Annotated in this window: 5 protein-coding genes, 2 tRNA genes and 3 rRNA genes; 7 read left to right on the forward strand and 3 right to left on the reverse strand. The window is 53.8% G+C overall.

Translation table 11 applies throughout. From position 1 onward, the window contains the following. Window positions 1–784: 784 nt before the first annotated feature. The 5 genes from RBB81_RS09305 to rrf all read left to right on the forward strand — a co-directional run bounded on the left by RBB81_RS09305 (window position 785) and on the right by rrf (window position 6,405). Window positions 785–2,284: ribosomal RNA gene (locus RBB81_RS09305) — 16S ribosomal RNA — on the forward strand. A 319-nt stretch (window positions 2,285–2,603) separates the two neighbouring features. Then, window positions 2,604–2,680: transfer RNA gene (locus tag RBB81_RS09310), tRNA-Ile, on the forward strand. Window positions 2,681–2,715: 35 nt separating this feature from the next. Further along, a tRNA-Ala gene (locus RBB81_RS09315) sits at window positions 2,716–2,791 on the forward strand. A 388-nt stretch (window positions 2,792–3,179) separates the two neighbouring features. Continuing rightward, a 23S ribosomal RNA gene (locus RBB81_RS09320) occupies window positions 3,180–6,130 on the forward strand. 158 nt (window positions 6,131–6,288) lie between these two features. After that, window positions 6,289–6,405 (forward strand): 5S ribosomal RNA (gene rrf, locus RBB81_RS09325). Together the 16S, 23S and 5S rRNA genes with 2 tRNA genes alongside form the textbook arrangement of a ribosomal RNA operon. A 455-nt stretch (window positions 6,406–6,860) precedes the next feature. Here rrf and RBB81_RS09330 read toward each other — a convergent pair. Then, window positions 6,861–7,250, reverse strand: a complete 390-nt coding sequence (locus tag RBB81_RS09330; RefSeq protein ID WP_353073484.1) for an MGMT family protein — start codon at window positions 7,248–7,250, stop codon at window positions 6,861–6,863. A gap of 51 nt (window positions 7,251–7,301) precedes the next feature. Next, a complete protein-coding gene (locus tag RBB81_RS09335) occupies window positions 7,302–8,027 on the reverse strand; it encodes a DUF899 family protein (protein WP_179581663.1) in 726 nt (241 codons plus the stop codon). 720 nt (window positions 8,028–8,747) lie between these two features. On the opposite strand from RBB81_RS09335, the gene RBB81_RS09340 reads away from it, so the two are divergent. Next, on the forward strand, window positions 8,748–9,425 hold the full coding sequence (locus RBB81_RS09340) for a hypothetical protein (RefSeq protein WP_353073485.1): 678 nt from the start codon (window positions 8,748–8,750) through the stop codon (window positions 9,423–9,425). A 191-nt stretch (window positions 9,426–9,616) separates the two neighbouring features. Here the strand turns inward: RBB81_RS09340 and RBB81_RS09345 are convergent, their stop codons facing one another. Continuing rightward, complete coding sequence (locus RBB81_RS09345; RefSeq protein ID WP_353073486.1) at window positions 9,617–11,461, reverse strand: gamma-glutamyltransferase family protein; 1,845 nt, start codon at window positions 11,459–11,461, stop codon at window positions 9,617–9,619. A 191-nt stretch (window positions 11,462–11,652) separates the two neighbouring features. On the opposite strand from RBB81_RS09345, the gene RBB81_RS09350 reads away from it, so the two are divergent. Continuing rightward, window positions 11,653–12,579, forward strand: a complete 927-nt coding sequence (locus tag RBB81_RS09350) for an SAM hydrolase/SAM-dependent halogenase family protein (RefSeq protein ID WP_353073487.1) — start codon at window positions 11,653–11,655, stop codon at window positions 12,577–12,579. Window positions 12,580–12,800: the final 221 nt, after the last annotated feature.

Consider the following 12,800-nt stretch of genomic DNA (forward strand, 5'->3'; position numbering starts at 1 on the left):
TTCACAGCCTTGCGCTTGCGCAGAGGCCTAGTCGCTGATAATCTCAGGAAGTCGCAAAGAGACATACGGCAAGAAACGAAGTGATAAGCATAAAGCTTGCACAGAGACGAAAAGCACGATACTCTAGGTGAGAAGTAAAGCAACACTGCTTCGCACCTTGGCTCTGGCAACACAAGAGCAAGTAACAAGGGAAGACGGAGCGCAGTCCAAGCGTTTGATATCGGTTTAGAGCCTAACGGCCTACCGGCAATCCAAACCCAAGCCACTGCAGTCGATTTGGAAATACCAGGAGCTAAGTGCTCTGCGTTCGTTTTCGAACGTCACGATGTTTTGATATTTTGTGCTGAGCGGATGATTGTCGAACTCCTATCTAGTATTCGAGCCGAATAAAGCTTGAAGAAATAAGAATAAGTGTTGACAAGCGAGATGAAGGTTGATAATCTCGAAAAGTTCGCTAAAACGTCACACGCTACTGAATGGCACCTCGCAGAGCCGAAACAAGGCCACAGAGAGAGCTAGAAGTAGGTAGCAAACACAGACGACAACAGCGCATCAAGTTCGAGGACACGAATATGGCTTATGCCGATTCAGTCCTTGATCCAAAGCTGCCCGCTTAGGTGGATGCAGTCCGGATCTTTGACAACATAGTTGAACGTGCCAGTCGTGAGATGATACGAAATTTGGTTTAGTCATTCTCACTAGTTATAAACCTCCGGGTGTTTTCGAGCACCGGGGGCGCTTGATCCGCACCGACCCCTGTCGATGTGCGGCAAGCAAACCAAGATTAAACGAGAGTTTGATCCTGGCTCAGAATCAACGCTGGCGGCGTGCCTAACACATGCAAGTCGCACGAGAAAGGGTAGCAATACCTGAGTAAAGTGGCGCACGGGTGAGTAACACGTGACTAATCTACCCTCGAGTGGGGAATAACTGAGAGAAATCTTAGCTAATACCGCATAACACTTACGAGTCAAAGCAGCAATGCGCTTGGGGAGGAGGTCGCGGCCGATTAGCTAGTTGGCGGGGTAATGGCCCACCAAGGCGATGATCGGTATCCGGCCTGAGAGGGCGCACGGACACACTGGAACTGAAACACGGTCCAGACTCCTACGGGAGGCAGCAGTGGGGAATTTTGCGCAATGGGGGAAACCCTGACGCAGCAACGCCGCGTGGAGGATGAAATATCTTGGTATGTAAACTCCTTTCGATGGGGAAGATTATGACGGTACCCATAGAAGAAGCCCCGGCTAACTTCGTGCCAGCAGCCGCGGTAATACGAGGGGGGCAAGCGTTGTTCGGATTTATTGGGCGTAAAGGGTGCGTAGGCGGTTTGGCAAGTCTTGTGTGAAATCTTCGGGCTCAACCCGAAGTCTGCACAAGAAACTGCCGGGCTTGAGTATGGGAGAGGTGAGTGGAATTTCCGGTGTAGCGGTGAAATGCGTAGATATCGGAAGGAACACCTGTGGCGAAAGCGGCTCACTGGACCATAACTGACGCTGATGCACGAAAGCTAGGGGAGCAAACAGGATTAGATACCCTGGTAGTCCTAGCCCTAAACGATGATTGCTTGGTGTGGCAGGTACCCAATCCTGCCGTGCCGAAGCTAACGCGATAAGCAATCCGCCTGGGGAGTACGGTCGCAAGGCTGAAACTCAAAGGAATTGACGGGGGCCCGCACAAGCGGTGGAGCATGTGGTTTAATTCGACGCAACGCGAAGAACCTTACCTGGGCTCGAAATGTAGTGGAATCCGGCAGAAACGTCGGCGTCTAGCAATAGACCGCTATATAGGTGCTGCATGGCTGTCGTCAGCTCGTGTCGTGAGATGTTGGGTTAAGTCCCGCAACGAGCGCAACCCTTATCTTCAGTTGCTACCATTTAGTTGAGCACTCTGACGAAACCGCCTCGGATAACGGGGAGGAAGGTGGGGATGACGTCAAGTCCTCATGGCCTTTATGTCCAGGGCTACACACGTGCTACAATGGCCGGTACAAACCGCTGCAAACCCGCGAGGGGGAGCTAATCGGAAAAAGCCGGCCTCAGTTCGGATTGGAGTCTGCAACTCGACTCCATGAAGCTGGAATCGCTAGTAATCGTGGATCAGCATGCCACGGTGAATACGTTCCCGGGCCTTGTACACACCGCCCGTCACATCACGAAAGTGGGTTGCACTAGAAGTCGGTGCGCTAACCGCAAGGGAGCAGCCGCCCAAGGTGTAATTCATGATTGGGGTGAAGTCGTAACAAGGTAGCCGTAGGAGAACCTGCGGCTGGATCACCTCCTTTCTAAAAGAGAACGCCTCGACACACTCTAGCGTCCTGCGATTGCAGGCAGCTTGGTTTTGCGACCAAGTTGAGCATAGAGTGACGTTGTCGAGAACCATCTTGATAGGCTTCGGCAAATCTCGATGAGCCTGAACTAGACCTTCTTTTTTTCGATATCTGTCAACACCGATGGTCAATAGCGGCGTAGCCGCTATGCACGTTCAACTGTGTCCTCGAAACCTTTCGAGAGAGCTCGATTCTTGATTCTTCGGAGTCAACAACAGAGCAGCCTGCGCATCAGGCTCCTTGCTGATAAGCTAGGGTCTGGTGCTGTAGAGTCGGGCCTGTAGCTCAGTTGGTTAGAGCGCACCCCTGATAAGGGTGAGGTCGGTAGTTCGAATCTACCCAGGCCCACCACCTTTATCCCGACGGTCAGTAGATCTGATCATCAAGGGGCTGTAGCTCAGTTGGGAGAGCACCTGCTTTGCAAGCAGGGGGTCAACGGTTCGATCCCGTTCAGCTCCACCATACTTCTCGATTGGCATGTTCGATATGTAGTACAAGCGATGTCTGCTTGAGGTTGAGTCCCCGCGCTGCGGAGATTGAACCTTGAGCGGGAATGCTCAAGCCGCCCTAGGGCGCGAAGTGATTGCGCAGCAATGCGAATCGCTCCATGATTTTTGACAACTGAATAGATTGGGTAAATATAACTACAAGGCTGAGCAGCTAGCTTTCAGGTTGTTTCTGATTGCGACGCTGTCGTCAGTATTGAGTGTCTTTAGAATAATTTTCGTGTTACCGACCTGATTCTCGCAAGTTGAGATGACGGTTGTACGACACAGGCGTGGACTATTATCAAACGTAGATTCTCTATGTTGCAGAGGTTTTCACTCTGCTGCGTGCGAGTAAATTCTATGGTCAAGCTACTAAGGGCGCACGGTGGATGCCTTGGCAGAAACAGGCGATGAAGGACGCGGCAAGCTGCGATAAGCTTCGGGGAGCGGCACACACGCGTTGATCCGGAGATTTCCGAATGGGGAAACCCACCCAGGTAAAACCTGGGTATGTCCAACTGAATTCATAGGTTGGAACAGGCGAACGGAGGGAAGTGAACCATCTCAGTACCTCCAGGAGGAGAAAGAAACCTCGATTCCGATAGTAGTGGCGAGCGAAATCGGAACAGCCCAAACCCGTACTATTTAGGTAGTTCGGGGGTTGTAGGGCCTGCAAAAGTAGAGTTACCAATCTGGTTGCTAGTCGAATCTTCTGGAAAGGAGATCCAAAGAGGGTGACAGACCCGTAGACGAAAGCGATCCAGACTCGAAGCAGGTACCTGAGTAAGGCGGGGCACGAGAAACCCTGCTTGAATCCACGGGGACCATCCCGTAAGGCTAAATACTCGTTTCTGACCGATAGTGAACCAGTACCGTGAGGGAAAGGCGAAAAGCACCCCATTGAGGGGAGTGAAAAGTACCTGAAACCGTGTGCCTACAAGCAGTGGGAGGACTATGCCCGTAAGGGAATGTCTGACCGCGTGCCTATTGCATAATGAGCCGGCTAGTTATTCTTGTCAGCAAGGTTAAGCGTGAGCGAGCCGCAGCGAAAGCGAGTCTGAATAGGGCGATAAGTTGGCAGGAATAGACGCGAAGCGGGATGATCTACCCTTGGCCAGGTTGAAGGTGAGGTAACACTCACTGGAGGACCGAACCGGTGTTTGTTGAAAAAAGCTCGGATGAGCTGAGGGTAGGGGTGAAAGGCTAATCAAATTCCGTTATAGCTCGTTCTCTCCGAAATAGCTTTAGGGCTAGCCTCGGGTGATTTGGATCGGTGGTAGAGACATGGATAGACTAGGGGGCTTTCCGGCTTACTGAATCTAATCAAACTTCGAATGCCGATCACAACCAGCCCGGGAGTCAGACTGTGGGGGCTAAGCTTCACAGTCGAGAGGAAAACAGTCCAGACCGCCTGCTAAGGTCCCAAAATTACAGTTAAGTGGGAAAGGAAGTCGGAACGCTCAGACAGCCAGGAGGTTGGCTTAGAAGCAGCCATCCTTTAAAGAAAGCGTAATAGCTCACTGGTCAAGCGGTCCGGTGCCGACAATACAACGGGGCTAAAACTGTATACCGAAGCAGCGGATGCACACCATTAGGTGTGCGTGGTAGGAGAGCATTCTGTCGTGGATGAAGCGCAACTGGGAAGATGCGTGGACATTACAGAAGAGACCCTGCCGGCATAAGTAGCGATAATGAAGGTGAGAACCCTTCACGCCGAAAGTCTAAGGTTTCCTGAGGAAGGTTAATCCGCTCAGGGTTAGGCGGTCCCTAAGCTGAGGCCGAAAGGCGTAAGCGATGGAAATCCGGTTAATATTCCGGACCTCCCAGTTTTTCGTTATCACGATGGGGTGACGCAGAAGGATAAGCAGGGCCTCCTATGGCTATGGGGCTCGATACGCGTAAGCTGGATTCTCTAGGCAAATCCGGAGAGTCTTAACAGTGAGGCGTAAAGCAGTAAGCCGAATGGCTGAAAGCTGCTGATTTCATGCTGCCAAGAAAAACCTCTAAGGAGAGAGATTGGGAACCGTACCACAAACCGACACAGGTAGACGAGGAGAATATCCAAAGGCGCTCGAGTGAAAGCTTGTTAAGGAACTCGGCAAATTAGACCCGTAACTTCGGGAGAAGGGTCGCCCTTCAGGGTGCAAGCCCAGAGGGGCCGCAGTGAAACGCGAACGGCGACTGTTTAACAAAAACACAGGTCTCTGCAAAGTCAAAAACGACGTATAGGGGCTGACTCCTGCCCGGTGCCGGAAGGTTAAAGGGAGAGGTTAGGGCGCAAGCTCGAAGCTTTGAACTGAAGCCCCGGTGAACGGCGGCCGTAACTATAACGGTCCTAAGGTAGCGAAATTCCTTGTCGGGTAAGTTCCGACCTGCACGAATGGAGTAACGATCGTTCGACTGTCTTAACGAGTTGCTCGGCGAACTTGTAGTACCGGTGAAGATGCCGGTTACCCGCAGCTAGACGAAAAGACCCCGTGCACCTTTACTATACTTTTACTATGAGTTACGGCCACTGCTGCGCAGGATAGGTGGGAGGCTTTGATGCCAGACTTTTGGGTTTGGTGGAGCCAACGGTGAGATACCACCCTGCGGTTGTTGTGATTCTAACCTGCTCCCGTAATCCGGGAGAGGGACATAGTAAGACGGGTAGTTTGACTGGGGCGGTCGCCTCCTAAATTGTAACGGAGGCGCGCGAAGCTACACTCAGGTCGTTTGGAAATCGACCGTCGAGTGCAAAGGCATAAGTGTGGTTAACTGCGAGACCTACAAGTCGAGCAGATGCGAAAGCAGGCCTTAGTGATCCGGTGGTTCTGTATGGAAGGGCCATCGCTCAACGGATAAAAGGTACGCCGGGGATAACAGGCTGATCGAAGCCAAGAGTTCATATCGACGCTTCGGTTTGGCACCTCGATGTCGGCTCATCACATCCTGGAGCTGTAGAAGGTTCCAAGGGTTCGGCTGTTCGCCGATTAAAGTGGTACGTGAGCTGGGTTCAGAACGTCGCGAGACAGTTCGGTCTCTATCTGCTGTGGGCGTAGGAGATTTGAAGAGGGCTGTCCTTAGTACGAGAGGACCGGGATGGACGAACCTCTTGTGTTCCAGTTGTCCTGCCAAGGGCACGGCTGGGTAGCGAAGTTCGGTTGTGATAACCGCTGAATGCATATAAGCGGGAAGCACGCTCTAAGATGAGATCTCCCAACCCAAAAGGGAAATGAAGGGCCCTAGAAGACCACTAGGTTGATAGGCTGGAGGTTGAAGTGCAGTAATGCATGTAGCTTACCAGTACTAATCGCCCGTTCGGCTTGTCCATAGAATTTACTCTGCGCAGTGAGAAAGTCCACTGTTCTGGAGTCATTCAATACAAGCTTTGTAGTTATATCTTTTGGAAAATACGCAGTAAATGCAACAAACGTCTAATCCCAATCTATTCAGTTGTGGAAGATCGCGAGAGCGAGATTTCTAAAGTTTGTCGGTGAGTTTACCGCGAGGGTCACACCCGTTCCCATCCCGAACACGGAAGTTAAGCCTCGTTGGGCCGATGGTACTGCACGCGTAAGTGTGTGGGAGATTAGGTGATCGCCGGCATAATACAGAGCCCCATCCTTTCGAGGATGGGGCTTTTTTATTGACCGGGCCGTTCCTTTTAGGACGTCTCCCACGCTTCCGCGGGCTGGAAAAGTCAAGAGCGGAGGACTGACCACTTGCCTGTGGATAAGAGAGGTCTTAGGGGTTTGTGGTGAGTTGTGGTTGATTTTTGGTTTTGGCGGGTTCCATTTGGGCATTTGGGCTTGATTCTTTTGGCTTTCTGGGACGAAGACGACAATTTCTGTGCAGTAAAACGTGGTCATTAGCGTGGTGTTTTGCTGGTGAATGAGTGCATTTCTATGGTCACCTGTGGTCTTTCCGCTCGTACAACCGGGGGGTGCGAGCGCTCTGAAGGTGGTTTGCGGCGACTGTTCTGGATGGTCTATACGATTTTGATGACTGGTGTCATTTGATGACCGGTGAGATCGATGAGGGATGCGATCGTCGATTGGGAGTCAAGGAGACTCGTCGAAGGTGTCCCAACTTCGGAGGGTATGTTCGTAGACTTCCATGTTGACGCGCTTGCCTCGAAACTTTACGCCTTCCATGCTGAGACGAAGGCGTTGCTCTGCGGCAGCATCGCCTTTCAGTTTGATCTCGCCGCCTGCCCCTACTATTCGTTGCCAGGGGAGTCCGTGAAGCGGAGCGCTGCGCAACAGCTTTGCGACTGCCCGGTGGTACAGCGGATAGCCGGCTGCCGCAGCGACTTTGCCGTAAGTCGAGACCTTCCCCCTGGGAACGGAACGGATGATGCGCCGAAAGGCCACGTCGCGTGGCTCATTTCTACGGAGCGCATCTTTCAGAATGCGTCGCTTGAGATTTTGCGGAGCGATCTGAGGTCGCATGAGCTGAACCTTATCAGAACGTGATTGCCACAACTCAAATGAGTTTGTGTCTTATTTGATGTTGGTTAGTTGGGCCGGTGTGTATTCGAGCTTTGGATACCAATCGGTTCCGCGGCCTTCGGGTGCGAGGTCTAGGAATGTCCAGAGCAGGTCGATCTCCGGGGCGCCACGGGGATCCTGGCCTGGATCGGCCATCTCGCCACTGATCTCGCCGCCCCAGAAGTGGCGGATGGTACCGTCGCGGCGGGTAAAGACGTTCAAGCCTGGGACGTCGCCGTCGTCGGCACTGACGTAGGCGCGGGTGTAGTCGCCTTTGCTGTCGGAGTAGAGTTGCAGGTTTTGCCAGCCTCGTTCTTTGCTGAATTCGAGAAGCCGCTGGATGGGTGAGCGTGCGAAGACCGCCAGGGAGACGCGTTCGCGGAGATTCCTTGCGGTTCCGTCCCACGCGGAGAGAAAAGAGGTGCATACCGGACATGCGCGTTGGCGTTCTGGGCCGAACATCATGCTGTAGATGATGAGGGTTTGCTTGTCGCCGAAGAGCTCCGACAGATGTACCGTGCCTTTTTCGCCTTCTAGGGTGTAGTCCTGTTCGAGGGTGCCACCGGGAGGCAATGCACGGCGCAGCTCTGCGACTCGCTCGATGTGACGCCTGAGTTCGATCTCTTCGGCGAGGAGGGCGTTGCGCGCCTTCCGGTACTCGGGGCTTTCATTGGGGAAGTGCGATTTGTTCTTTGCTGCGAGTTCGGTTGCTGGGATGAGAGTGCCACTGGTTGCCATTCAGTTCTCCTTTGAGGCGGAGCCGAGATATGGACTTGCGGGGGGCCGGGGTGAGGTGCTCGACCTCAACAGCATATCGACAATGGATGCAGACAGAGCCATTGGTTGGCTAGATGTACTGGATGTCGTGAGGGTGAAGGGTTCCGAGCCTCGCTCGAATGCCCACCTTAGCGCAATGAGGCAGTGCGAAGGTCGGGTCCCCAAAAGTTGTGATTCGTTTGACGTGCCCTGCCTTCCTAGATATGGGCCACGCGCCTTCAAAATCAAGATCTGTTGTACGTTATAAACTTTCAAACTATGGCCCCACGTCGATACTCACGTTACATCATCTTGGGATTCTCGCTCGGCACTTGGTTTGAACACCAAAAAGATATTCCGCCGTACATTTTGTGTTCGACGGGAATCAAGAATTCCCGAATCGTGAGCCTCAGACTATCTGACCTTCGTAGTCGCCACGTTGGCCAATGGAGACTGTGTATAGAAGTTGAGCAAAACAATCTTACGTCAGCGAGACGAGTACTAAGCGACTTCGAAGGTCTATTCACCCAATTAAATCATGGCCGTATTGAAGATCTTTCTTTGCAATTGCTTCCCGCAGAAGTTGTTCGTGACCGCGAGATACTTGGCGCTGATCTTGTTCAAGCGGTAAAGATTCGAGCTCGCCGAGATGGTGATTTCTTCTTGGAGAGAACTTTTGAATCCCAGCTTTGAAGTTTTTATATGGTGCCCGACATTCTTGTCGCCTTTTTGTTCTTCCAGCTTCCAATATTGTTGCAGTCTGACTGGCTATTTGCAGCCTGTAGTTTTTTTCAGTCCGCCTGTCCCGATTATGCTTTCACTGGCGACGGGATAAGCGACATTTTGCGACAGAGAAGCATGCCTGTGAAGCATGAGCGTGATCGAGTGCAACTGGAAAACGTCATACTCAGTTCCTTTAGAACAGTCGAAGCGGTTGTTGGTGAGCCAGGAAAGGAACATCGGTTTAGAGCAATTCTTATGTCGCGGGGGCTTGATTTCAACGAACTAGTAGGTTTTCCGGGCACACGCCGGAAGAGACTCGGCGACGCTATTTACGCCCTGCAAAGTCTACGAGATGCTACCTCCGCCCACGGTGTTCGTCGTCGCTCCCACCCGGTTAGTTGGTTAGAGGCTATGCAGGCTCAACATCTTGCCGAGTCAGTATTCCACACTGCACTTTGGCAAGAGTGCTGTCGAGTTGGACGCTTAGGAGGTGGCGACGAAGAGCTGAGATATCTCTTACGGCTTATGTACCCATTCCGAAAGTCGGACGATTGGACCGAGAGGTCTTTTGAAACGCTGGGCAACTTATCACCAATTCAAGCAAGCCGACAACCCGGTGGCCTCAAGATGCTCGAAAATCTTCCGATGGGACTCTGATCGTCTGGTCTTCAGAAGGCGCTGCGGCATGACAGCGAAAGACAGAGACAAAATGCGGGGGGTCTCTCCACTACGCTGCAGACGATGAGTCTGTCTGTAGCTCCGGTCGAGATGACGTGTGGGTAGGAGATGTCTTCGGAAAGCTGGCGACCGAAGAGTAGCGTCTGAACTTTCGCCGCTTAGTTTCTCCGCTAGTAGGCGAGGGCGCAGCCGTCGGCTCGCATCTCGCTGGCGGCGGAGTAGAAACGATCGGAGCCGCTCATGCGGTGTTCGATGCATTCGTAGCGGCCGTAGCCGCCGTCGGATGGGCCCATCGGCCAACCGAGGGCAATGAGAGCGTTGCGGGTGGATTCTGGGACTCCGGCTTCGAGGCGAACGATGCCTTTGGGGTCGAGGTTTGGTGGATCTTCTCCCATGCTTTGGGAGGAGCCTTCGTGGTGCCAGCGGGGGCTGTCTCCTGCGGCCTGGATGTCGAGACCGTAGTCCACGCGATTGATGATGATCTGGGCCTGTCCCTGCGGCTGCATGTCTCCGCCCATCACTCCGAAGGACATCCAGGGCTTTCCGTCTCTGGTGGAGAAGCCGGGGATGATGGTCTGGAAGGGGCGTTTGCCTGGGGCGTAGATGTTCGGATGACCGTCCTGGAGAGAGAAGAGTTGGCCGCGGTCCTGGAACATGAAACCTAAGCCGTCGGCTACCAGGCCAGAGCCCATGCCGCGGAAGTTCGACTGAATCTGAGAGATCATGAGGCCGTCTTTGTCGGCGACGGTGAAGTAGGTGGTGTCTCCGTGGCTCGGGGCCTGGCCCGGATGAACTGGGGTGAGGATGCTGCCGAGCTTGATGAGTTTTGCTCGTTCGGCGGCGTAGGCCTTGGAGTTGAGCCATTCGATTGGAATCTTTGCGAAGTCCGGGTCTGCGTAGTAACGCGCTCGATCTTCGTACGCCAGTCGTTTGGCTTCGATCTGAACGTGGAGCGATTGAGCGGATTGAAAGCCCATGTTGCGCAGGTCGAAGTTCTCTGCGATGTTGAGCAGTTGGAGGGTCGCGAGACCCTGGGTGTTAGCGGCCATTCCGTAGACCTCGACGCCACGGTAGGTGGTCACGAGGGGATCGGTCCATTCGGCATGTTGGTCGCGGAGATCTTGTGCGGAAAGCCAGCCCCCGATGCGCTTGAAGTAGGCATCGATGGTCTTCGAGATAGGGCCGTCGTAGTAGGCGTCGCGGCCTCCCTCGGCGATAAGGCGGTAGGTGCGGGCGAGGTCTGGGTTGCGGAAGACGTCGCCTTCGCTCGGAGCTTTACCATTCGGAGCCCAGGTGTGAAGTGCGTTTGCGGTCTCTTCGACTCCAGAGCCTGGGCGCGTGAAGGCAGCGAGATTTCGCTTGATGTAGTACCCGATGATTTGAGGCACGGGGACGCCGGATTCGGCGAGATGAATGGCGGGTTCGAAGAGCTCAGCCCATTTGAGTTTGCCGTAGCGTTGATGAAGCGTCCACCAGGCATCGAGGGCGCCGGGGGTGGAGACGGTGACTGCTCCGAGGGGTGGGAGTGCTCCGTTTTTGGCGCGGGCGCGTGCTGTTTCCAGGGTGAGTGACTTCGGCGAGCGGCCGGAGCCAGCTAATCCCACCACTTTGGAGAGCTTCGGGTCCCAGATCATTGCGTAACAGTCGCCGCCGATGCCTGAACTGGTGGGTTCGAGAAAACCGAGACAGGCGTTGGCAGCTACTGCAGCGTCGATGGCTGAGCCGCCTTTTTTCAAGATCTCGATTGCGGTCAGAGTCGCGAGCGGATGGGCTGTGCCGGCTGCGCCTGAGCAGCCCATGACAGCGGATCGGCTGGCAAAGCTGGCTCCTGAGACGCGGTCACCAGCGTGGACATCGGAACGGATGAAGCGCTCATCGCCTGCCGGCTGAAACTTGGGAGTTGAACCTTGATCGAGTTTGTTGGCAGGGCTCTGACCGAGGAGATTCGGTTGAATGGAGGAGAGAGACCCAGCGGCAACCAACGGAAGAGAAGCGATGAAGGAACGACGTCGCACGATAGTTCTCCTGAAGGAGATTGAGAGAAACGCAGCAAATGATGTTGAACCATCTGTCGAGATATTCAATATATCAAGACCGACCGATTTGATTCGGCGGAAGGGCCTGGAAGATCTCCGGCTCGCAAGGTATCTGACCACAGACTGGGTATGATTGAAGAGATCCCTATTTGATTCCTGTGAGGTTGTTGGTGAGACGACTCGATTTGTTCAAGAAGATTTGTGTTCTGTTGCTGATGGCGGGCTTCTCATGGACGGGTCTTGTCCGCGAAGTCTCGGCCCAAAGCGGCTCGAGTGAAACTGCGCTGCGGACGATTGGTTTCATGACGGACTTCGATGTGAAGGACGATGCTGTTGGAATCTGCAAGGCGGTTATGAACGGAGTGGCGCCTGGGGTGAGGATCATTGACATTACTCACCAGGCCACGCCATACGACATTGCGGAGGGTGCTCGATTTCTTGCAGGATCTTCGCCCTACTTCCCGAAGGATGCGGTGTTTGTTGTGGTCATCGACCCAACGGTGGGAAGTACGCGTCGCGCCATCATCGCTCATTCCAAAACGGGGCAGTATTTTGTATTGCCGGATAACGGCCTGCTGACATTGATCCAGGATCGGGACGGAATTGACGGTGCGAGACAGATCACTAATCCGGAGTGGATGATCGGGGCGAAGACCTCTTCGACATTTCATGGCAGAGATATCTTTTCTCCGGCGGGGGCGCATCTTGCGCGAGGCGATGATTGGACGAAGGCTGGCCCGGCGGTGGAGGTGGCGAGTCTGGTAAGGCTCGATCTGCGAAGCGCAGTGGTGGATGCGTCGGGCCTACATGGTGAGGTGATCGGGACCGATGGGCCTTTTGGAAACCTTGTGCTGAACGTTCCGGCTGAGACGTTTGCGAAGCTTGGGTATCGCGTGGGGGATATCGTGCCGGTGCAGGTAGGCGATCACCTTTACCAGCTGCCGTTTGTAAAGACCTTCAGCGACGTAGCGGTTGGGAAACCACTGGCTTACATTGATTCGCGCGGCAGGCTAAGCCTCGGCATCAATCAAAACAGTTTTGCCAATACCTATGGAGTTCGGGCCTCGACTCCAATCTCGATTGCTGCGAAGAGATGACTTACGGGACCTCTGATTGAGCCGGAAGTAGAAGGGTTTGGTGGCGGGTGTGGGTGCTAAGAATCCGGAAGTAAGGGTAGAAAGGCTTTGATGGTATGGGGTGTGAAGCCTGTCGGGATCCTTCGCTCCCGCTCAGGATGACAGCAAAAACTGGTGAGCACTTACTCAGAGGGTCCTTCAGGTTTCGTGTTGGCCTCTCGAGCGAAGAGGCCAACTTTTTT

It is taken from the genome of Tunturibacter gelidoferens, from assembly GCF_040358255.1.
Lineage (GTDB): Bacteria > Acidobacteriota > Terriglobia > Terriglobales > Acidobacteriaceae > Edaphobacter > Edaphobacter gelidiferens.

Coding starts and splice junctions, on each gene's coding strand:
- RBB81_RS09330 (WP_353073484.1), bottom strand. CDS start 7,250: ATGCGACCTCAGATCGCTCCGCAAAATCTCAAGCGACGCATTCTGAAA.
- RBB81_RS09335 (WP_179581663.1), bottom strand. CDS start 8,027: ATGGCAACCAGTGGCACTCTCATCCCAGCAACCGAACTCGCAGCAAAG.
- RBB81_RS09340 (WP_353073485.1), top strand. CDS start 8,748: ATGGTGCCCGACATTCTTGTCGCCTTTTTGTTCTTCCAGCTTCCAATA.